The sequence below is a fragment of the Arthrobacter pascens genome (assembly GCF_017052465.1).
Lineage (GTDB): Bacteria > Actinomycetota > Actinomycetes > Actinomycetales > Micrococcaceae > Arthrobacter > Arthrobacter pascens.
In genome coordinates, this window is record NZ_JAFHKT010000098.1 from 21,368 (window position 1) to 40,804 (window position 19,437).

Annotated in this window: 21 protein-coding genes; 7 read left to right on the forward strand and 14 right to left on the reverse strand. The window is 66.3% G+C overall.

Annotated features, from left to right (window positions below):
• Positions 1-62: 62 nt before the first annotated feature.
• Positions 63-2,474, reverse strand: a complete 2,412-nt coding sequence (locus tag JYA52_RS01845) for a S8 family serine peptidase (protein WP_205651445.1) — start codon at positions 2,472-2,474, stop codon at positions 63-65.
• 244 nt (positions 2,475-2,718) lie between these two features.
• Between JYA52_RS01845 and JYA52_RS01850 the strand changes: the two genes are divergently transcribed.
• Genes JYA52_RS01850 through JYA52_RS01860 form a run of 3 tightly spaced genes read left to right on the forward strand, consistent with a single transcriptional unit; the run spans position 2,719 to position 4,677 of the window.
• Positions 2,719-3,324, forward strand: a complete 606-nt coding sequence (locus JYA52_RS01850) for an SSI family serine proteinase inhibitor (RefSeq protein ID WP_205651446.1) — start codon at positions 2,719-2,721, stop codon at positions 3,322-3,324.
• 43 nt (positions 3,325-3,367) lie between these two features.
• Positions 3,368-4,297: a 3-methyladenine DNA glycosylase gene (locus tag JYA52_RS01855; RefSeq protein WP_205651464.1), complete on the forward strand. Its 930-nt coding sequence runs from the start codon at positions 3,368-3,370 to the stop codon at positions 4,295-4,297.
• Positions 4,294-4,677: a serine protease inhibitor gene (locus JYA52_RS01860; RefSeq protein ID WP_205651447.1), complete on the forward strand. Its 384-nt coding sequence runs from the start codon at positions 4,294-4,296 to the stop codon at positions 4,675-4,677. The genes JYA52_RS01855 and JYA52_RS01860 overlap by 4 nt, the downstream gene beginning before the upstream one ends.
• Positions 4,678-4,773: 96 nt before the next feature.
• On the opposite strand, the gene JYA52_RS01865 is transcribed toward JYA52_RS01860, so the two are convergent.
• Together JYA52_RS01865 and JYA52_RS01870 are read right to left on the reverse strand one after the other, a co-directional pair.
• Positions 4,774-7,803 carry a S8 family serine peptidase gene (locus JYA52_RS01865; RefSeq protein WP_240459856.1) on the reverse strand — a complete coding sequence of 1,010 codons (3,030 nt, stop codon included), beginning with the start codon at positions 7,801-7,803 and terminating at the stop codon, positions 4,774-4,776.
• 420 nt (positions 7,804-8,223) lie between these two features.
• A complete protein-coding gene (locus tag JYA52_RS01870; RefSeq protein WP_205651448.1) occupies positions 8,224-8,409 on the reverse strand; it encodes a hypothetical protein in 186 nt (61 codons plus the stop codon).
• Between the two features lie 238 nt (positions 8,410-8,647).
• On the opposite strand from JYA52_RS01870, the gene purS reads away from it, so the two are divergent.
• Genes purS through purL form a run of 3 tightly spaced genes read left to right on the forward strand, consistent with a single transcriptional unit; the run spans position 8,648 to position 11,998 of the window.
• On the forward strand, positions 8,648-8,899 hold the full coding sequence (gene purS / locus JYA52_RS01875; RefSeq protein ID WP_205651449.1) for a phosphoribosylformylglycinamidine synthase subunit PurS: 252 nt from the start codon (positions 8,648-8,650) through the stop codon (positions 8,897-8,899).
• 1 nt (position 8,900) lies between these two features.
• Positions 8,901-9,674, forward strand: coding sequence for a phosphoribosylformylglycinamidine synthase subunit PurQ (gene purQ, locus JYA52_RS01880; protein WP_205651450.1), 774 nt, complete (start codon positions 8,901-8,903; stop codon positions 9,672-9,674).
• Positions 9,671-11,998 carry a phosphoribosylformylglycinamidine synthase subunit PurL gene (gene purL, locus JYA52_RS01885; protein ID WP_205651451.1) on the forward strand — a complete coding sequence of 776 codons (2,328 nt, stop codon included), beginning with the start codon at positions 9,671-9,673 and terminating at the stop codon, positions 11,996-11,998. The genes purQ and purL overlap by 4 nt, the downstream gene beginning before the upstream one ends.
• 79 nt (positions 11,999-12,077) lie before the next feature.
• Here the strand turns inward: purL and JYA52_RS22315 are convergent, their stop codons facing one another.
• The 7 genes from JYA52_RS22315 to JYA52_RS01915 all read right to left on the reverse strand — a co-directional run bounded on the left by JYA52_RS22315 (position 12,078) and on the right by JYA52_RS01915 (position 15,400).
• Positions 12,078-12,485 carry an endonuclease domain-containing protein gene (locus JYA52_RS22315; RefSeq protein WP_240459857.1) on the reverse strand — a complete coding sequence of 136 codons (408 nt, stop codon included), beginning with the start codon at positions 12,483-12,485 and terminating at the stop codon, positions 12,078-12,080.
• Positions 12,482-13,012: a type IV toxin-antitoxin system AbiEi family antitoxin gene (locus JYA52_RS22320; RefSeq protein WP_240459858.1), complete on the reverse strand. Its 531-nt coding sequence runs from the start codon at positions 13,010-13,012 to the stop codon at positions 12,482-12,484. The genes JYA52_RS22315 and JYA52_RS22320 overlap by 4 nt, the downstream gene beginning before the upstream one ends.
• Before the next feature lie 121 nt (positions 13,013-13,133).
• A complete protein-coding gene (locus tag JYA52_RS01895) occupies positions 13,134-13,427 on the reverse strand; it encodes a DUF503 domain-containing protein (RefSeq protein WP_205651452.1) in 294 nt (97 codons plus the stop codon).
• An 18-nt stretch (positions 13,428-13,445) separates the two neighbouring features.
• The gene (locus tag JYA52_RS01900; protein WP_205651453.1) at positions 13,446-13,763 is read right to left on the reverse strand and encodes a putative quinol monooxygenase; all 318 of its coding nucleotides are present in this window, start codon (positions 13,761-13,763) and stop codon (positions 13,446-13,448) included.
• Between the two features lie 53 nt (positions 13,764-13,816).
• Positions 13,817-14,440 carry a tetratricopeptide repeat protein gene (locus JYA52_RS01905; RefSeq protein ID WP_205651454.1) on the reverse strand — a complete coding sequence of 208 codons (624 nt, stop codon included), beginning with the start codon at positions 14,438-14,440 and terminating at the stop codon, positions 13,817-13,819.
• Positions 14,441-14,454: 14 nt separating this feature from the next.
• The gene (locus JYA52_RS01910) at positions 14,455-15,003 is read right to left on the reverse strand and encodes a DUF1990 domain-containing protein (protein WP_205651455.1); all 549 of its coding nucleotides are present in this window, start codon (positions 15,001-15,003) and stop codon (positions 14,455-14,457) included.
• Positions 14,996-15,400 carry an MmcQ/YjbR family DNA-binding protein gene (locus JYA52_RS01915; protein ID WP_205651456.1) on the reverse strand — a complete coding sequence of 135 codons (405 nt, stop codon included), beginning with the start codon at positions 15,398-15,400 and terminating at the stop codon, positions 14,996-14,998. Before JYA52_RS01915 ends, JYA52_RS01910 begins: the two co-directional genes overlap by 8 nt.
• Positions 15,401-15,445: 45 nt before the next feature.
• On the opposite strand from JYA52_RS01915, the gene JYA52_RS01920 reads away from it, so the two are divergent.
• Positions 15,446-16,474, forward strand: coding sequence for an isopenicillin N synthase family dioxygenase (locus JYA52_RS01920; protein ID WP_205651457.1), 1,029 nt, complete (start codon positions 15,446-15,448; stop codon positions 16,472-16,474).
• A 49-nt stretch (positions 16,475-16,523) separates the two neighbouring features.
• Here the strand turns inward: JYA52_RS01920 and JYA52_RS01925 are convergent, their stop codons facing one another.
• The 4 genes from JYA52_RS01925 to JYA52_RS01940 all read right to left on the reverse strand — a co-directional run bounded on the left by JYA52_RS01925 (position 16,524) and on the right by JYA52_RS01940 (position 19,143).
• A complete protein-coding gene (locus JYA52_RS01925) occupies positions 16,524-16,949 on the reverse strand; it encodes a CoA-binding protein (protein WP_205651458.1) in 426 nt (141 codons plus the stop codon).
• A gap of 286 nt (positions 16,950-17,235) precedes the next feature.
• Positions 17,236-17,937 carry a hypothetical protein gene (locus JYA52_RS01930; RefSeq protein ID WP_205651459.1) on the reverse strand — a complete coding sequence of 234 codons (702 nt, stop codon included), beginning with the start codon at positions 17,935-17,937 and terminating at the stop codon, positions 17,236-17,238.
• Complete coding sequence (locus JYA52_RS01935) at positions 17,934-18,482, reverse strand: RNA polymerase sigma factor (RefSeq protein ID WP_205651460.1); 549 nt, start codon at positions 18,480-18,482, stop codon at positions 17,934-17,936. The genes JYA52_RS01930 and JYA52_RS01935 overlap by 4 nt, the downstream gene beginning before the upstream one ends.
• Positions 18,483-18,594: 112 nt before the next feature.
• On the reverse strand, positions 18,595-19,143 hold the full coding sequence (locus JYA52_RS01940) for a hypothetical protein (RefSeq protein ID WP_205651461.1): 549 nt from the start codon (positions 19,141-19,143) through the stop codon (positions 18,595-18,597).
• Positions 19,144-19,437: the final 294 nt, after the last annotated feature.

Sequence of the window (19,437 nt, forward strand, 5' to 3'; positions counted from 1 at the left end):
CCGAGGTGAGTGCCGGCGTCGTTCTGGCGCCCTGCCTTCCGGCAGGCCCGCCGGACCCGCCGCTACGGGGCGGCCACGGGCCGCACCGCCACCGGCGAGCGCACACTGTTCGCGGACGACGCCCACGTCAGGGAACCTGTGGCGAAGGTGTCCAGCGGGGCTCCTGCGGTGGTGAAGGTGACCGTGAACGTTGCACTCTCCCCCTCGCGGAGAGTCAGCTCCGCCGGGCTGACCGTGGCCTGCACGCCCGGAACCTCAATGGTGGCGCGGTAGGTTCCGGCCTTCACCGCGGTAACAGTGCGGGTGACCATCTGGCTGCCGGCGAGGGACCCGAGGGCCACGGACGGCACGTTGACGTCCTTGGCGGCCACCGGCACCACGCCCAGGTCAATGCCGAGGCCCTGCAGGAAACCGAACCAATCAGCGAGGCCGGCATCGTAAACCAGGCCGGGGGAGGCGAATCTGGAAGGATCCACATGGCCTGCGCCCTGGGCAAAGACGTCGTGGACCTTCGCTCCGTCCGTTCCTACAAGGTCATACGCGGTGGTCATGATGGCGGACTTGACGGCCGCCGGGGACCAATGCGGGTTCTTGCCCAGCAGCAGCGCACCGGATCCTGCAATGTGCGGCGCGGCCATGGATGTGCCGGACAGGAAGCCGAAGTTCTCGCCCTTGAATCCGATCGGCGAAACGGCTGCCAGGACAGCCACACCGGGGGCCGTGACATCGGGCTTCAGGAGATCGCCGTTGGATGCCAGCGTCGGGCCGCGGGACGAGAATTCGGCAATCTGCGGGACCGCGGGAAGCGGCGCCCCCGTGGTGTCGGTCGCCTTGAGGTTGGCGGTCAGTCCCGGATTCGCCGCGACCACGTCCTTGACCTTCGGATCACCAACGTGGACGGTCGGAACGCTGTGCATGTCGGCATCCAGTGAGCCTGGAACCAGGTTGACGAGCACCATGCCCACGCCCCCGGTGCGCTTGACCTCAACGCTCTTGTCCACCCGCGGAATGAGGCCGCGGTCGCACACCACGATTTTGCCCGCAGTCTTTGCGGGATCGAGCGTGTTCGGAATGCAGAGTGCCGCGTCCGCATCGGCGGCGGCGGCTGCCTTGACGGCGACGGCCAGGACGATCGGCTTCGAGGCCACCTCTTCGCTCATCACGCTCGCCCCGGAGAACTTCGATCCGTCGGAGAGCTCAACTGTCCCACGGAGTGAGCTGTCGAACGTCGAAGCGGCAACGCTGGTGAGCCAGGGGCCCGCATGGTTGACCGTGCTGGGACCGGGGCCCGAATTGCCGCCCGACGCCGCCACGAAAATCCCCGCGGCGGCAGCGTTGAGGAAGGCGAGGGAGACGGCATCAACTGTTGTGGTGTTGTTGCCCGAAATCGAGTAATTGATCACGTCCACACCGTCCAGGATGGCGTCCTGGACCGCCCTGACGATGTCCGATTCCAGGCATCCGGTCGTTGCGGGGGTAGCGCCCTCCCAGCAGACTTTGTACACCGCAATCTTGGCCGCCGGTGCGACGCCCGAACTGATCCCGAAATCGCGTCCGCCTGCCGTCTGGGTCACATCACTGTTTCCGGCGGCCGTACTGGCCGTATGCGAGCCGTGGCCGTTGACATCCACGGGAGAGAAAAGCTCAAGCGGGGACCTCTGCTCGGGCGGGACAACCGCCTTATAGGCCTGGTCGTAGAAGCGGGCGCCGATGACCTTGCTGTTGCACTCTGTTCCCTCGAACCCGTCACCGGCGACACAATCGCCCACGAATGTGCCGCCGTTGGCCTTGCGCATGGCTATCACGTTGCCCTGCAGGTGGTAGGGCCGGCCGATCTTTGGGCTCCCTGACAGCGGCGGAACAGCCTCGCCCGCGAAGAACGGATTCTCCGGCGAATAGCCCGTGTCCAAGACGCCGACGACGACGCCCTTGCCTGCGTCATCCCTGCCGTCGAACTGCTGCTTCCACACTCCGTCCGGGCCGGGGAGACCGAGAAAATCAGTGCTGGAGTAGTCTGGCTTGCGCATCGTATCCGGAACCACGGCCAGCACACTCCTGTCACCGGCCAGCTGCTTCGCCTGTTCCGCCGACAGCGCGGCACTGAAGCCGTTGACGGCCAGGGTGAAACTCTGGTCGATCCGCACGCCCTTGGCCGCCGCCGCCTGCCGCTGTTTGAACCTCAGGTGGGCGTCGTATTTGCGGGAGTTGGACCCCGACGCATTGAGCTTCTGGCCCTTCGGAACGGCCGTGCCCGGAATCCCGGCCACGCCACCCGAGTACGTGGCCAGGGGCTTGTCCTTGAGCATCACGATGTACCGGCCGTCGTCGAAAGCTGACTGGCCCAAGGACTCCCCGGGCGCGGCGGACGTGGGCGCGGCGAGCCCCTGGCCGATGACCAAGGAGAGGCCGACGGCCAGGACGGCAGGCAACCGCCTGCTGAGCTTAGGGCGGGAGGATTCTTGCTGGCTGGTCATGGGGAGATGCCTTCCTTGGTTCTTGGACCTGCAGACCTTCGGTCCCACGAACTGGACGCTCCGCCCCCCATAGGCGTCATCACTCTTTGGTTGTAGCCGCGCACCCGTCAATGTCAGAAAGATACCGCGGACGCCGTCAAGAATCGATACCCTTCCGTTAGCGATTGCCGGACACCGTTACCGGGCCGTTCCGGACCGCCGGATGGGGCGACGGTAGAATGGGAAAAACTTGAGGAGACCCGGCATGCGCAAGCAATTCATTTCTGTGCTGCTCGCCCTCGGAGTGATGGGCAGTCTGGCTGCCTGCACCCCGGATACCGGAACGGGGGAGCCCACCGCCACCCCCGGCGCCACGAGCGCATCACCGGGCTCCACGCCTGGGACCTCGGGTCCCGTCAGCCCGGAACCCGGTACGTCTGAGCCCGGCACCACTCCCCCGGACGCCGAGACGACGGCGCCGGCCCCTGCCCCGCCTGCACCCGCTCCGCTGCCTTCCGGACCCGGAACCGGGAATGCCGAACTCGCCATCACCGTCAAGCCCTCCCAGGACGGAACCGCCGTCAATTACACGCTCGTCTGCAACGGTGGCGCCCCGGTGGCCGAAAGCCAGCACCCGAGTGCTGCCAAGGCCTGTGCCGCATTGAAGGGTAATCCTGCCATCCTGAACCAGCCCGCACCCCGCAAGAACGTCTCGTGCACCCAGCAGTACGGCGGCCCCCAGGTGGCCACGGTCACGGGAGCTGTTGACGGTACGCCCGTGGAGACGACCTTCATGCTGCGCAACGGCTGTGAAATCGGCGCCTGGAACGCCGCCAAGGACATTCTGGGGTCTGCCGGTGGGGCAGTCTAGGGCCGTGCCCGGCGCACCGCTCGAACGGCAGGCTCAACCCCATGTGCTTCCAGCTGCCGACTGGCGCGAGCGGGAAGCCGCCCACGCCGCACGGGTGCGCCGCTACGCCGACCCCTACCTTGCGCGCCGCTCCGCCGGCCGGAAGCACCCGGTGGAGGATTTCCTCTTCACCTATTACACGCAGAAGCCCGGCCAGCTGCTGCGCTGGCATCCGGGTGACGGCGTGGTTCTCTCCGGAGCGGAGGCGGGGCCACGCAGCACGTGGAAGTACTACCGCGCGCTCGACGACGGCGAACTCGCCGTGTGTGGCCTGCCGCCCGGCAGCACGGCAGTCACCGTGGACCGCACGGCGTTTGTTGCCGCGCGCCGCGACGCCCTGGTTTTTGCCCAGGTCATCCTGGCCGGCACCGCCGCGCGTCCTGCCCAGTTCGGCTGCTTCGGCCTGCACGAGTGGGCCATGGTGTACCGCCAGGACAAGTTTGAGCTGCGGCACGAATACCTGAAGCTGCGGCTGGGTGGTTCCGGCACCGACCAAGTCGTCGAAGACAACCGGATCCGTTGTTCGCATTTTGACGCGTTCCGTTTCTACACGCCGGATGCGCTGCCGCTGAACGAGCTCTCGCCCAGCAGGGAGAACCAGCGGACCATGGAGCAGCCCGGCTGCCTGCACGCGAACATGGATCTGTACAAGTGGGCCTACAAGCTTTCACCCGCGCTGCCGAGCGAGCTGGTGATGGACTGCTTCGAACTCTCGTGGCGGGTGCGGGCCATGGACATGAAGGCCTCCCCCTACGACCTCGCCGACTGGGGATACCCTCCCATCAGGATTGAGACGGCAGAGGGCAAAGCCACCTACGTTGAGCAGCAGCGTGCGTTCTCCGCGGAGGCGCAGGTCCTGCGCGGCAGGTTGCTGACGGCACTCGCCCCGCTCTTCGAGGCTCTGGGCCCTGATCCCTCACGAGGCCAGCCGTGACCGGCGCCGGCGCCAATCCCCCCACGCCGGACCTGGACCTCGACCTGACCGTCGCCCTGACCGAGGCGCCCGGGGGTCCGGAGCGGACCTTTACCTTAGCCCGGCGGCCGGGACATCCCCCGGAATCGAACCTGCCGGACCCTGCGGGGGCGGTTGCCGCCGTCGAACGCTTCGGGGAAGGGATCTTCTTTCCCGTTCCGGGGCCTCCCATGCTTTGCACGCAGCAGTACGGAGGCCCGCAGGTGGCGGTGGTCACCGGAACGTTCGGCGGGCGGCAGGTGCACTCCCGGTTTTCCCTGACAGACGGCTGCGAAATTGCGCGCTGGCACGCACTCGCCCCGCTCCTGGGCGGAATTTCCGGGTCAACCGGCGCAGTCTGAAACAGGCGCAGTTTTGAAACAGCAGTGGCCGGCGGTGCGCGCACCGCCGGCCACTGCTGTCAGGGGTCCTCAACGGAACCCGGATCCGGGACCTTCCTAGACGGAGTTATCCGGATTCCGGGTCAGGTCCTCGTTGAGGACCTTTCCCTGCTCCTCTTTCTTTTTCTTCGGATCTTCCGAAGCCGGTGGAACGCCCGCGACGCCTCCCGGTGTCACCACGACGCTGACGAAGGTCGGTGCGCTGGCCCCGTCGAACGTGACCCGGCCGATGTACGAGCCGGGGACCAGGTTTTTCCACGACAGCGCCAGGTTGCCGGACCGGCCGTTGGCGAGGCGCACGGGGTCAGGGGCGACCGTGGCGTTTCCAACATTTGCTCCCAGGACCGCGGCGTCCACAGAGGCCTTGGTAGCTTGGCCGTTGGGGCTGTCGTACAGATTCACGTACATCCGGTAGGTTCCGGGTGCCGGGTTGGGGATGGACACCGATTCGCTGGCCGACGCTGTGGCCTCGACGATCGCCTGGTTACTCGGGGTGATGACCACCATGTCGAAGTCGGCATTTTCATCCGCCGAGAAGACGGACAGCTTGGCCAGCGGGGCGCCGGCCGGAACCTCGACGTTCTTCACGAAGTTTGAGGCGTCGGTCGCGTACCTGAACGGGCCGGGGACCAGTTCAACGGCGGAGGAATCCGCCTTCGACAGGCCGTCAAGGGTCACATCAGTGGGTGAGCCCGAGCCGGAGACGATGCCGATGTTTCCGGAACCGCGGCCTCCTTCAGAGGTGAAGGCCACGTTCTTGGGGGCCACGACGGACTGCGGGCGCACTGCAATCGGGGATGCCACGGTGGTGTCTGACCCCTGCCAGACCAGAGAGCCCATGGCGAACTGCCCGAGTTTGGCGTTCTGGTTCTCGAAGGAAACCTTGAACGTGCGCTTTTCGCCGGGCGAGTTGAAGGACATGATGGACGGGGTCACGGTAACCTTCACACCCGGCACGCTGGCCTTGGCACGATACACACCCGGGGCCAGCGCGGTCACGGTCCGGGTGACCTCGATCTTGCCTGCCAGGTTTCCGAGGGAGAAGGACGGGACATTCATATCGCGGGATTTCGTACTGCCAAGATCCGGAATGCCCAGGTCGACCCCGGTCCCCTGGATGAACCTCAGGTAGTCATCGCCGTCGGCATCGTAGACGAGGCCCGGACTCAACATCCGGCCCGGGTCCACCTGGCCGGCACCGGTGGCATGGACATCGGCGTTGTTGGAGCCGTCGGCAAGCTTGATGTCACCGGCCGTGGTCATCATGGCCGATTTCACAGCAGCCGGGGACCACAGGGCGTTCTTGCCCAGGATGAGGGCGCCGAATCCGGCAACGTGGGGCGCCGCCATGGATGTCCCGGACATGAACCCGAACGTGTCGCCTCCGGCACCGATGGGCGAAACGCCGGCCAGGACAGCAACGCCCGGGGCGGCGACGTCCGGCTTGAGAAGATCCGAGTCCGTGGCGAGCAGCGGACCGCGGGATGAGAATCCAGCGATCTGCGGCTGCCCTTCAGCCGGCAGCCCGGTGGTGTCCTTGTTCACGAGGGAAACCGTGATGGCCGGGTTCGCGGTCACCTTGGACTTGATCTCCTCCGTCGCGGGAGGGTTCACGTGGACTGTCGGCACTGAGTGCTTGTCCGCATCGAGGGACGAATTGGTCACATTGACCAGAATCATTCCGACGCCGCCGCCTCGCGCCACTTCGGCGCTCTTGGCTACCCGGTCATAGGTGCCGCGGTCGCACACCACCACCCTGCCGGAGATCTTCGCCGGATCCAGGGACCCCGGGCCGCACAGCCGAGGGTCGGGATCCTGTCCGGAACCCGCATTCGCGGCAAGGACCACCCCGGCCCCGGTAATTTCGCGGTTCATGATGCTTGCGCCGCGGAATTTGCTGCCGTCGGAGAATTCAGCCGTGCCCTGCAGTTCTTGGGAGAAATTGCTGGCCGCAACGGTCGTGACCCAGGGCTCCCCGTGGTTGACGGTGCTGGCCGCAGGTCCGGAGTTGCCGGCAGACGCCGAAACGAAGATGCCGGCAGAGGCTGCAGAGAGGAACGCCAGCGACACCGGGTCCGTCGTGGTGGATGTTGTGCCCGAAATGGAGTAGTTCAGCACGTCAACGCCGTCCAGCACCGCCTGGTTGATGGCGTCAATGGAGGCGGAGGTGTAGCAGCCTCCCGTGGCGGGGTCGTTGTCCTCCCAGCAGATCTTGTAGATGGACAGCTTGGCCGCCGGGGCAATGCCGCCGGTCAGGCCGAAGCTGCGGCCGTCCACGAACGTCTCGACGTTGGGGTTGCCAGCGGCGGTGCTGGCGGTATGGGTACCGTGGCTGCCGACGTCAACCGGGGAAATCAGCTCTTCCGGTGCACGGTCCGCCTTGTCCACGGTGTCCTCAAAGGCTTCCGAGAAGTAGCGGGCGCTCAGGACCTTGGAATTGCAGGCCTTGCCATCAAATCCCTCGCCCTTCTGGCACTCGCCCTCAAAGGTGCTGCCGTCCGACTTCAGCATGGCGATGTTGCCGCCCGCGGTGCGGTAGGGGACGCCGACCTGCGGCTCCCCTTTAAGCGGCTGCACCTCCCCTCCGGCGAAGAACGCGCTGGACGGTGTGTAGCCGGAATCAATGACCCCGACCACCACGCCTTTGCCCGCGCCCTCCTGGCCGCCGAACTGTGCGTTCCACGCGCCGTTGGGGCCGCTGAGCTTGAGGAAGTCGGTGGTGGAGTAGTCCGGCGCCTGCTGGATATCAGGAGCGACCGTGAGGACGCCCGGGTCCTTGGCAAGGTTCACGGCCTGGTCCGCCGTCAGCGTCGCGCTGAAACCGTTGAGGGCCGCAGTGTACCTGTGCCGGATCTGCACATTTTCCTGGTTGGCCAGTGCTGTCTGCTTGGCCTCAAGGTGCGCCTGGTACCGCTGCACTTCGGCCCGGCGGGCGTCGAGCTTCCTGCCCTTCTGCGGCCTGGTGGCGGCAAACCCTGCGGTACCGCCTGCGTACGTGGCTGCGGGCTTGTCAGCCAGGACCACGATGTAGCGCCCCGCCTGGAAGTCCTTCGGATCAATGGTCTTGTGCTGCCCCGCTTGCGTCATGCCCGGGGTCGGGGCGGCGACGGCCGGCGAAGCGGCAAGGGATGAAAGGAGCAAAGGCAGACCGACACACAGTGCCGCTGCTTTCCGGATCCCCCGGCTTCGGAAGAAGCTCTTTCCTGCAGAATTCACGAGTGATTTGAACCTTTCATCAGGACCGGTCCCGGCTGCGCTGCCGGGCTCATTCGGCCGAGCCGCGCGAGATTGACAGGTCCTGTCGATTCCCCCATGGTCAGCCGATCCCCACAGTACCTACTGGCAGGTATTTATGACATACGCCACAAACCACTTTTTATTTTTGTCATTCAAATCAACATGGTGCTTAAAAGACGGAAGCGGGCACCCGGAAAGGGCACCCGCAAATATCGGCTCAGGATCCGGCGCCCCGTAGGGCGTCGGATCCTGTGAGGCCTGCCTGGAGTGCTACTGGCGCGGAGTGCGGACCACGTCGCTGATCCACTGGCGGGTCTTCTCGTCCACAGGACCAGCCGTGCGGCTGTTCCTGGCGGCGCGGTCCGCTTTGATCTTTTGGAGAACCATCCTCCCCAGCCCCGCGAACACGGCGGCGGCGATCACTGGCAACAGTACGGATTTCGGTTTCTCAGCCATTCCGCAATCCTACTGACGGGGCCGACGGCGGGCCAGAGCCGCCGTCGGCCTTCACGCGAGGCCAGCGTCACTGGGGCCGAATACGGCGTGCGGCGCTGCGGCCGGTAGAATGGGCAAGCAAGCTCGCGGAGCGCCCGTCCATGTTGTGCCATTTGTGCCAAAATGCCGCAGACGAACGGCGTGAGACGGCACCACTCCGCTGCGCCCTTACCCAATGCTCACGCACAGGAGTTACCGGATGCCCCGGATCGTTGTCGACGTCATGCCCAAGCCCGAGATTCTGGACCCCCAGGGGAAAGCCATCGTGGGTGCACTCCCCCGCCTGGGCTTCACCAGCTTTAGCGCCGTCCGCCAGGGCAAGCGCTTCGAACTGACCGTCGACGGCGAGGTGACCGATGCGATCCTTGCCCAGGCAAAGGAAGCCGCGGAAACCCTGCTGTCCAACCCGGTGATCGAGGACGTCGTCAACGTCGAGGTCGTCGAGGCCTGATATGACTGAGCTTCCCCTGATCGGCGAGGCGGTCGCTGTCGCGGCCAGCCCGCGCCTCGCCGGCGCCAAGATCGGCGTCGTCACGTTCCCCGGCACCCTCGATGACCGCGACGCCGCGCGCGCGGTCCGCCTCGCGGGCGGCACGCCCGTCCCGCTGTGGCACGCCGACACGGCCCTGGGTGACGTGGACGCCGTCATCATCCCCGGCGGCTTCTCCTATGGCGACTACCTCCGGGCCGGCGCCATCGCACGTTTCGCGCCGCTGATGTCCAAGGTCATCGACGCGGCCAACTCGGATGCCAAACTGCCGGTGCTCGGCATCTGCAACGGCTTCCAGATCCTCACCGAGTCGCACCTGCTGCCCGGATCCATGATCAAGAATGACCACCTGAAGTTCATGTGCCGCGACCAGGTGCTGCGCGTGGAAAACAGCAACACCGACTGGACCCTCGATTACGCCGAGGGCCAGGAAATCACGGTGCCGCTGAAGAACCAGGACGGCCAGTACATCGCCGACGAGAAGACCCTGGACGCGCTCGAGGCGGAAGGCCGCGTGGTGTTCCGCTACGTGGGCTTCAACCCGAACGGCTCCCGCCGCGACATCGCCGGCATCTCCAACGCGGCCGGCAACGTGGTGGGCCTCATGCCGCACCCCGAGCACGCAGTGGAGCTGGGCTTCGGCCCCGAGTCCCTCGATGGCATCGGCGGATCCGACACTGACGGCCTGGGCTTCTTCACTTCCGTACTGAACAAGATCGTGGGAGCAAACAAATGACCGAGATCTCGACCAGCTCGATCACCGAGACCAAGAAGTTCAACATCGACACCGTCGAGAACGCTGCCAAGACGCCGGACACGGAACTCCCCTGGGCCGAGCTGGGTCTGAAGCAGAACGAGTTCGACGAGGTCGTGAAGGTCCTGGGCCGCCGCCCCACCGGCGCCGAGCTCGCCATGTACTCCGTGATGTGGAGCGAGCACTGCTCCTACAAGTCCTCCAAGAACCACCTGCGCCAGTTCGGCGAAAAGGTGACGGACGAGATGAAGAAGGACATGCTGGTGGGCATCGGCGAAAACGCCGGCGTCACCAACCTGGGCGACGGCTGGGCCGTGACGTTCAAGATCGAGTCCCACAACTCGCCGTCGTTCGTGGAGCCCTACCAGGGTGCCGCCACGGGCATCGGCGGCATTGTCCGCGACATCATTTCCATGGGCGCCCGCCCGGTGGCCGTGATGGATCCGCTGCGTTTCGGTGCGATCGACCACCCGGACACGGCACGCGTCATCCACGGCGCCGTGGCAGGCATTGGCGGCTACGGCAACTCCCTCGGCCTGCCCAACATCGGCGGCGAAATGGTCTTCGACTCCGTGTACCAGGGCAACCCGCTGGTCAACGCGCTGGCCGTCGGCGTCATGCGCCACGAGGACATCCGCCTCGCCAACGCCTCCGGCAAGGGCAACAAGGTGGTGCTGTTCGGTGCCCGCACCGGCGGCGACGGAATCGGCGGCGCGTCCGTGCTGGCCTCGGAGTCCTTCGATGACACCAAGCCGTCCAAGCGCCCCGCCGTCCAGGTGGGCGACCCGTTCGCCGAGAAGGTCCTGATCGAGTGCTGCCTGGAGCTGTTCAAGGGTTCCCTGGTGGAGGGCATCCAGGACCTGGGCGCCGCCGGTATTTCCTGCGCCACCTCCGAGCTCGCCTCCAACGGCGACGGCGGCATGGAGGTTGAACTGACCTCCGTCCTGCTGCGCGACCCCACCCTGACCCCGGGCGAAATCCTGATGTCCGAGTCGCAGGAACGCATGATGGCCGTGGTCACGCCCGAGAACGTCGCCGCTTTTGAAGCGGTCATGGACAAGTGGGCCGTGGAATACTCCTGGCTGGGCGAGGTGACCGACACCGGCCGCCTGATCATCACGTGGGACGGCGAGGTCATCGTCGACGTGGACCCCCGCACCGTGGCCCACGACGGCCCGGTCTACGACCGCCCGTACGCCCGCCCCGAGTGGCAGGACGCCGTGCAGGCCGATGCCTTCACCGGGTCCGTCCAGGACACCGGCCGCCCCTCCGCTCCCGCGGAACTGGCCGCCGCCGTCACCGAGCTCATTTCCTCGCCGAACATGTGCGACAAGTCCTGGATCACCGACCAGTACGACCGCTACGTCGGCGGCAACACCGCCATGGCGTTCCCGGACGACGCAGGAGTGGTCCGCGTGGATGAGGAAACGCGCCTGGGCGTGGCCCTGGCCACCGACGCCAACGGCCGCTACACGTACCTCGACCCGTACCACGGCGCCCAGCTGGCCCTGGCCGAGGCCTACCGCAACGTGGCCACCTCCGGCGCCGTGCCGATGGCCGTCAGCGACTGCCTGAACTTCGGTTCCCCGGAGGATCCCGACGTCATGTGGCAGCTCGCCGAGGCCATCCGCGGCCTGTCGGATGCCTGCATGGAGCTGGGCATCCCGGTCACGGGCGGCAACGTCTCGCTGTACAACCAGACCGGCACGACGCCGATCCACCCCTCCCCGGTGGTGGCTGTGCTGGGCAAGCTCGACGACGTCGCGCGCCGCACGCCGTCGGGCTGGCGCGAAGATGGCCAGGCCATCTACCTGCTGGGCACGACGGCGGCAGAGCTGGACGGTTCGGAGTGGTCCAACCTGCGCGGACACCTCGGTGGACTGCCGCCCAAGGTTGACCTCGCGGCGGAACGCGCCCTGGGCGAAATCCTGATCAACGCCTCCCGCGACGGCATGGTGGACTCCGCGCACGACCTCTCCGAGGGCGGCCTCGCGGCGGCCCTCGTGGAGTCCTCGCTCCGCTACGGCGTCGGCGCCCGGATCGCGCTGCAGGATGTCATGGACCGCGACGGCGTGGACCTCTTCACGGCGCTGTTCTCCGAGTCCCAGGGCCGCGCCATCGTGGGCGTCCCGCGCTCGGAGGAAGTCCGCTTCACGGACATGTGCACGGCCCGCGGTTTCGTTCACACCCGTATCGGCGTGGTGGACGCGGACAGCGGCAAGCTTGAGATCAACGGCGTGGAGGCACTCCCGCTCGACGCCCTGCGCGAAGCCCACGAGGCCACGCTGCCGAAGTACTTCGGCTAGTCCCCACCCACCACATCCATCGATTGCTCCGTAACTGCCCTTTTGCTCGCTCAGAAGGGCAGTTACGGAGCATTCGTTGTTAACCACCAGGCCGCCAGCCAGCCCGGACCAGGGCCGTCCGGACTTTGGCCACCGCCGCCTTGGCGTCGTTGACCATGTGGCGCTTGGAGATGCGGACCTCCGTCCAGCCCAAAGATTCGTATCGCTCGGAGCGGGCGATGTCCCGGACGATCTGCCCTTCGTCGCCATGGTGTTCACCCTCGTATTCGATGCCGATCCTGTATTTTCGGTACGAGAGGTCCGGCTGATGGTGCCTTGTTCCGTCGTCGTCGATGATGGGAACGTTCAGTTCCGGCTCGGGTAGCCCCGCCCTCGTCATGGCCAGCCGGAGCAGGGACTCCTGCGGGGAGTCGGAGCCTACCCGGATGAGCCTAAGGGCTTCCTTGGCTTTGCGGATGCCGCGCTTTCCCTTATGGCGGTCGATCATCCGCTGGAGGTCCTCCAGACTACACAGCGGCAAATCTCTGCCCTCCAGCTCGGAACACGGACGCAGCTGTCACCGGCGACCACGAGTTCGTCAACGCTTAGCATTTCGGCCAGGTCCAGCCATGTGCGCTCAGGAGTGGTGATGGGTATGCCGTCCAGCACTGTGACTTCGTCCTCGTAGAGCTTCATGCGGTGGACCATCACGTGGGGACGGTTGAGATGGGCTGCGCCCTCCGGTCGGATCACGTGGTACATCTGCTGTGCCTCCTTCTGCCGGCGACACGGCAGCGATGAGAGCTCCGCGGCGGTGAGGTGGGATGCGGCGCATCCGTCATTGACCTCGATGAATGGCCGCACTCTGACGCTTAGGGGGAGTTCCTTCGTCGAGCCCTTCGACCGGATACCTCGTCCCAGGGCCGTCAGCGACCGGTGGCGCAACCGCTTCGCGGTGACGCCGGCGCGGCCTGCCTCGGCGACGGTGAACGGGCGTCCTTCTAACTCCGCGGGGAGCCGGCGTGCGGTTTTCATGGATTCATCAGATCAGAACCCCATGTGCGGTGCAGAAGTTATCCACACCCTCCATCGACTGCTCCGTAGCGGCCCTTATGGACGCTCAAAAGGGCCGTTACGGAGCAATCGATGGTCGGGTTCAGTCTTCGCTGTGGAGCTCGCGCTGGCGGGCACTGAGGAGTTCCAGCTCGGGACGGTAGGCCACGAAACGTTCGACGGCGGTGAGCACCTCCACGAGGTGCGCCCGGTCCGCTGCAACCAGGCCGGCGCCGAGCCGGGCGCGCCGGTACTGCTCCTGGTCCCCCACCTCTGCCACGGAGACGTCGTAGCGCCGTTTCAGCTCCGCGAGCAACGGCCTCACCAGGGAGCGCTTCTCCTTCAGGCTGTGCACGTCGCCAAGGAGGATGTCGAACTCAATCCATCCGATCCACATGCCCTCATGCTAGCGGCGTCAGATGGTGAGTTCCCCCATCCGGTCCCAGCCCTCGCCGTCGAACTGGCGGCTGATGATCTGCGGCGTCTCGGCCAGGGCCTGCGGCATGTCCGCCATGGCCTTCTGGAAGTGCGCGCTGTTGACGTGGTCCCCTGCGGCGTCATCCTTGAACGCTTCCACGAGGACGAACTCGTTGGGGTCATCGACGCTGCGGGACCAGTCGAACCAGAGGTTCCCCGGTTCCTGGCGGGTGGCTTCGGTGAAATCCGAGACGAGCCCCAGCCACTTGTCGGACCAGTCGGGCTTGACCTTGAATTTGACGACGATGAAGATCATGGGCAGTTGCCTTTCGTTTGGGGTTTTGGGTTGAGCCAGGTGCGGGAAGCCGGTTAGCTGGCGAGGGCGTGCTCGCATTCGGCGATGGCATCGCGCGCGTACTGCTGCTGGGCCGGGGTTCCCACCCGTTCCGCCCACTGCTCGGCCAGTTGGAACTCCACGAGCGCCTCCGTGAGCCGGCCGGCGCCGTGCAGGGACCAGCCGAGGTTGTTGTGCAGGGCCACCATCCACCGTCTGGTGCTGGGGTCGTGTGCGGTGGAGGCATACTCCAGCGCGCTGCGCGTCCAGAGTTCCGCGTGGTCTGCGTCGGCAATGGCGAGCATGTGCAGGGCATCCACGGCAAGGAACTCCTCACCCAGGTGATCGCCCAGCTCCGCGGCCTGTTCAAACAGCGGCACAGCCATCGCCGCGTGCCCGCTGGAGTTCAGGAGCCGTCCGCGCTCGAGAACAATACGGACACCAATGGTGGGTTCGTCTTCGCCGTCGATGGCGTCCAGCAGGGCATCCGCTTCCTCGAAGCGGCCCTGCAGGCCGATGGCCCGGCCCAGCTGTGTGGCGAGCTCGGCCCTTTCATCGGCATCGTACTTCCCGTCCGCCATCGCTTCGCGGAAGCGCTGTTCGGACAGCTCGGGGTTGTCGAAATCCCACAGTCGGTCAAGGGTCTTCTGGTCCAGCATGTACCGTCTCCTCCTCAGCTTTCGCCGGTTGCGAGTTGGCGTGCCCCTTCAATGTATCGGGAAGTGACGTGCCGTTGCGCCGCCCTGGTCAGCAGGCCGCCCGCAGCGTAGAACCAGTTCGAGGGCCTGCTGAACGCCGTGATCTTCAGGAACACCGCGCCTTGGGCGTCCAGCATCACTTCGAAGGCCTCCTCACCGCGCGCGGGATGGCCCGGGAGTGTTCCATAGCCGAAGCCGGCTGACTGCGGGCCGGCGCCGGGCGCCGGCTGCCGCACCCACACCACCTCGCAGGGCGCTTTGATGCGGACGGGCCCGACGCCGAAGCCACTTACGACGCGCGCGCCGGGAACCACGGCGACGGACTCGGTGCGGATCCTCAGCCCGGAGCGGCGCTGCAGCTCCCACGTGAGAATGCCCCGGGCCACCCTGTGGTAGGTCGCGGCGCCCTCTCCCAGATACGCCTGCGTGACCAGGCAAGGGAATCCCTCAGGGGGCACTCCGTCCTGCGTGGAGCCAATACCCGGGTAGTTCAGGTCGCCCCGCGCCAGGCGTTTGTCAGTCATTGCCAACCAGCCTGGCCCATCCCAGTTGCTCACGCTGCTTCCGGCTCAGCGACGCCACCACGAGGTCATAGGAGTCCTCCACCATGTCGCGGACCATGTCGTCGGGCAATGAGCCGTCCAGCCGGACGCCGTTCCAGTGCGTCTTGTTCATGTGCCACGCGCCGGTGATCTCGGGATGCACGGCCCGCAATTGCTCGGCCAGGGCCGGTTCGCACTTCAGGCTCACCGACCAGTCCTCCGGATCCATGGTGGACGCCGCGAACATCTTGGCCTCGTGCCGGGCCCCTCCTGCTACGGCCGCCCTGACTTTGAAAACCGACGTTTCCGGGCCGAACGGGAAGTCCTCGAAGGCGCCCGGAAATGACAGGCAAATATCCCTCAATGCGGCTGGATCCATGCAGCGAGCCTACAAAGCCTTCCCCTGCGGTGCTAGTCTGCGAGCATGTCACCCGCTCAGGAGACAATACCGGTCCTGGATCTGCGAACGGCACGTCGGGCCGATGGGTCGTTCAATCCGGAGTTCATTGCGCAGCTCCGCGATGCCACACACCGGGTCGGCTTCTTTCAGGTCATTGGCTACGGAGGCGGCCCCGGCCAGGCGGAGGAGCTGCTGGCACTGATCAGGCGCTTCTTTGACCTGCCCCTTGAGGAGCGGATGAGGCTCGATAACCGTCTCTCCCCCCATTTTCGTGGCTACACCCGGATGGGCACGGAAGTCACGCAGGGGAAAGCGGATGCGCGCGAGCAGATCGACTATTCGCCAGACCGCCAACCTCTGCAGGACTATCCCCCCGACCAGCCCTACTGGCTTCTTCAGGGCCACAACATGTGGCCCGATGAGTCGTTGCCGGAACTGGAGCCGGCGGCGATGGCCTGGGCCGAGCTCATGTCCAGGGTGGGGGCGGAGCTGATGCGCGCCATCGCCGTTTCCCTCCGGCTGCCGGAGGACTACTTTGACGAACCCTTCCGGGACACGCCTGCCTGGATGGGCAAGCTGGTCCACTACGTCGGCGGGGTTGTGGAAGAGGCCGGCGATCAGGGCGTCGGCTCCCATGCGGACTACGGCTTCGTGACCCTCCTTCTTCAGGATGCAGTGGGCGGCCTGGAAGTACTTCCGCCGGGAACCAGGGACTGGGTTTCCGTGGAACCCACCCCGGAAGCCCTGGTGGTGAACCTCGGCGAAATGCTGGAAGTGGCTACCGAGGGCTACCTCGCCGCCACCATCCACCGGGTGCAGGCACCGCCGCCGGGCGTGGACCGCTACTCCGTACCGTTCTTCTGGTCGCCACGGCTCGATGCGGTGATCGATCCGGTTCCCCTCCCGGCAGAACTCAAAGCGCAGGCCCGCGGCATCTCGGACGACCCGTCCAACCCGATGCTCGCCTCGTTCGGCCTGAACATGCTCAAGGGCCGGATGCGCGCCCACCCTGATGTGACGGAGCGCCATTATCCGGAGCTCATGAAGCCCTGAAAGCCTACGCGCCGGCGCCAGAGTATCCCGGAGTAAGAGATTCCCGGCTTCAGAGCCCGAAGTGCCAGCCTTCGCGGGCAGGGCAGGAGTTCACCACGACGTCCAACCCAGCGGCCCTGGCCCGCTCCACGGCGGCATCGTCGAAAACACCCAACTGCAGCCAGACTGCCTTGGCCCCGACCGCGATTGCCTGGTCAATCACCGGCCCGACCTTTTGGGAGTTCACAAAGCACTCCACGACGTCGATCGGATGCTTCTCCGCCGGTATGTCGGCCAGCGTGCGGTACCCCTTTTCCCCATGGACATCGTCGCCATGCAGATTGACGGGGATGATCTCCATGCCCATGCGGTCGCGGACGTACAGGGCCACGTCGTAGGCTGAGCGCCATTCGTTCGTGCTGAGGCCAACGATGGCCCACGTCCCCTTCGTTCGCATGAGGCGTTCAACCACTGCCCGATCGTTAACGTGTGCCATGCATCAAGCCTACTCTGGCGGACTTTGCCCACGATCATCGAATAAATGAGCACCAGCGGGCGGCGACCCGGGCAGCACAGAGACGGCATTGAGGCGGCGCAGAGGGCCCCGGCGGATACCGCCGTCGGGCTCGAAGACTGCAGAATGGGCCGGAATATGAAAAATGCCGGGCTGGACATTGATGGGGGACAATGACCAGCCCGGCACTCTCACTGGGGTAATCGACGGGCGGGCCCGAAAGGTTACGCGGATTCCAAAAAACTTTGAAAACTTTTCCCGGGCGGGGTCAGGGCTTTCCGGGGACAGGGTCTGCCGGGATCGCGGTGGGCACGCTGCCGGGCACAGGGTGCGGCAGCGAGGGAAGTGACGGCAGCGGCTTGGCCGGCAGCTTGGGAGCCGCGCCGGTCCCCGGAACGGCGGGTACCTGCGCGGGCAGGTCGGATGCCGGCGTCGGGCTCTGATTACCGCCGCGGGGGTCAGCTGAACCGTTCGAAGGGCCCGGTTCGGCCCCCGCCGGCGCTGTCGGCGAGGTGGTCCCCGCCTGGACCGGCGCTGAAGCCACCGTCCCGGTGCCCGTCTGCCCCGGCAGCGGAGGCATGTCGGCGGGTGCAGGAGGGGCGTTATCGGTCTTGGGTGTGGTCGTCTGGCCAACAGGCTGGAGAATCCTCACCACCGTGTGGCCGACGCTGCGGCGGAAGTCCTCGCTGGCTGCGGCCACGGCGCCGGCGCCAAGGCCCATTGCCCCGACCACTGCGGCGCTCACCACGATGCCCATCCTCCGCTGCTTCTTGCGGCGCCGGACTTCCAGGCTGGACACGCCCGGTGTGAGCAGCGCGGCGAGGTCCGCACGCGGCGCCGGGGCAGCGACCTGTGCCAGTCCGCGCAGTTCCTCGAGGGACCTGCGAAGATCGGCGTCCTCTTCGAGCCCGGAATCCAGGAGGATCGCCTGGATCTCTCCTTCTTCGCGGCCTGTCGGCGTGACACTCATGATGCTGCGTGGTCCTTTTCCTTGACGAGTTCGCGCAGGGCAAGGAGCCCGCGCCGCTGGAGCTGTTTGATGGCTCCGGGAGTCTTGTTCATAATGCCGGCCACCTGTTCGACCGAAAGGTCTGCGACGATCCGCAGGACCAGGACTTCCCGCTGTTCATCGTTGAGCATGGAAAGCGTGGAGGCGATTCCGCCCAGCGACCCGAGAACCTCGTCCTCGGCGGAGCGGGACCACCTCTGGTCCTGCAACGGGTCGAATTCGGTCAGCTGGGGCGTTCTGGCGGACCGGCGCCGGTAGTCGACGAGCCGGGCGTGCGCCACTGAGAAGATGAACGTTCGCAACCCGGCGTGGCCGCCTTTGACGCCGGTCAGTTTTGGCAGCACATCCACGAAAACGTCCTGGGTCAGGGCTTCGGCATCGTCCACGCCGCGGGCGCGGAAGTAACCGAGAACGGCCGGGGAAATCGTTGTGTAGACAGCGCTGAAGCCGGAGGGGTCGCCAGCAAGGGCGGCTGACAATTCGTCATCGCTCAGCTGGGCTGCCAAGAAGCTGTCCTTCCCTTACTGCTGGTGTGCGGCGGTAGTAAGCCTAGCCGCCGCACACCTTGCACCCCTATTTGGGGATCGCCCTGTTGCGCGATCCCAGTGCGGGATCGTGTTACTTGCCAGCCTCGGGCAGGTCGGCAGGGGCGTCTGCTTCGGCGTGGACGTCGGCGCCGCCGGACACGGACGGCGCGGCCGGCTTGGCCACGTTGTCTGCAACCTCCGGAACAGCCGGGGTGGCGGGAACGGCCGGGGTGGCCGGAACGCCGGCGCCGCCCGGAACAGCCGGGGTGGCGGGAATTGCGGCGGTCACGTCAGCACCTGCAGCGTTGCCGGCGCCCGAGGCGTTGACCTTGGCGTTGACGGCGTCCTTGTCCGCTTCCACAGCGGCATCCGCGGCGTCAGCAGCCTCGCCGGCAGCCTTGGCCTTGGCGTCCGGCGTGGCCGGAACGGCGGGGGTGGCCGGAACGGCAGGAACAGCCGGCACCTCGGGGGTGGCGGGAACGTCCGGCGTGGCCGGAACGGCGGGCGTAGCGGGGGTCACCTCTGCATGCTGCGAGCTGGCTACCTGGGCAGCGTTGGCCAGTCCAATGCTGGAGAAACCTCCGACAGCGATGATGGCGGCACCGACAGCGATCCGGGTGGTCTTGCTAACACTCTTCATAAGAAAAAAACATCCTTTGGTTGACTGAAGGCCGGACCGGGGACCGATGGGGGACAGCCCCGGCCCGGCGCTTACACATACGTAATCGCAGCGGACGGTGCGCAGGTTACGCGGCAACGAACATTTTTTTCAGGCCGGATACACGACGACGGCGGCGGGGGCCCCCCCCCACGGGGCCCCCCCCCCCCGGGGGTTTACCGGCCCGGAAAAAATTTAGGTGGGGCCCGACCAGCCCCCCCCCCCCCCGGCGGAAGGCTGTTTTTTCCCCCGGGCCCGGGGGGGCCCCCACCCGCC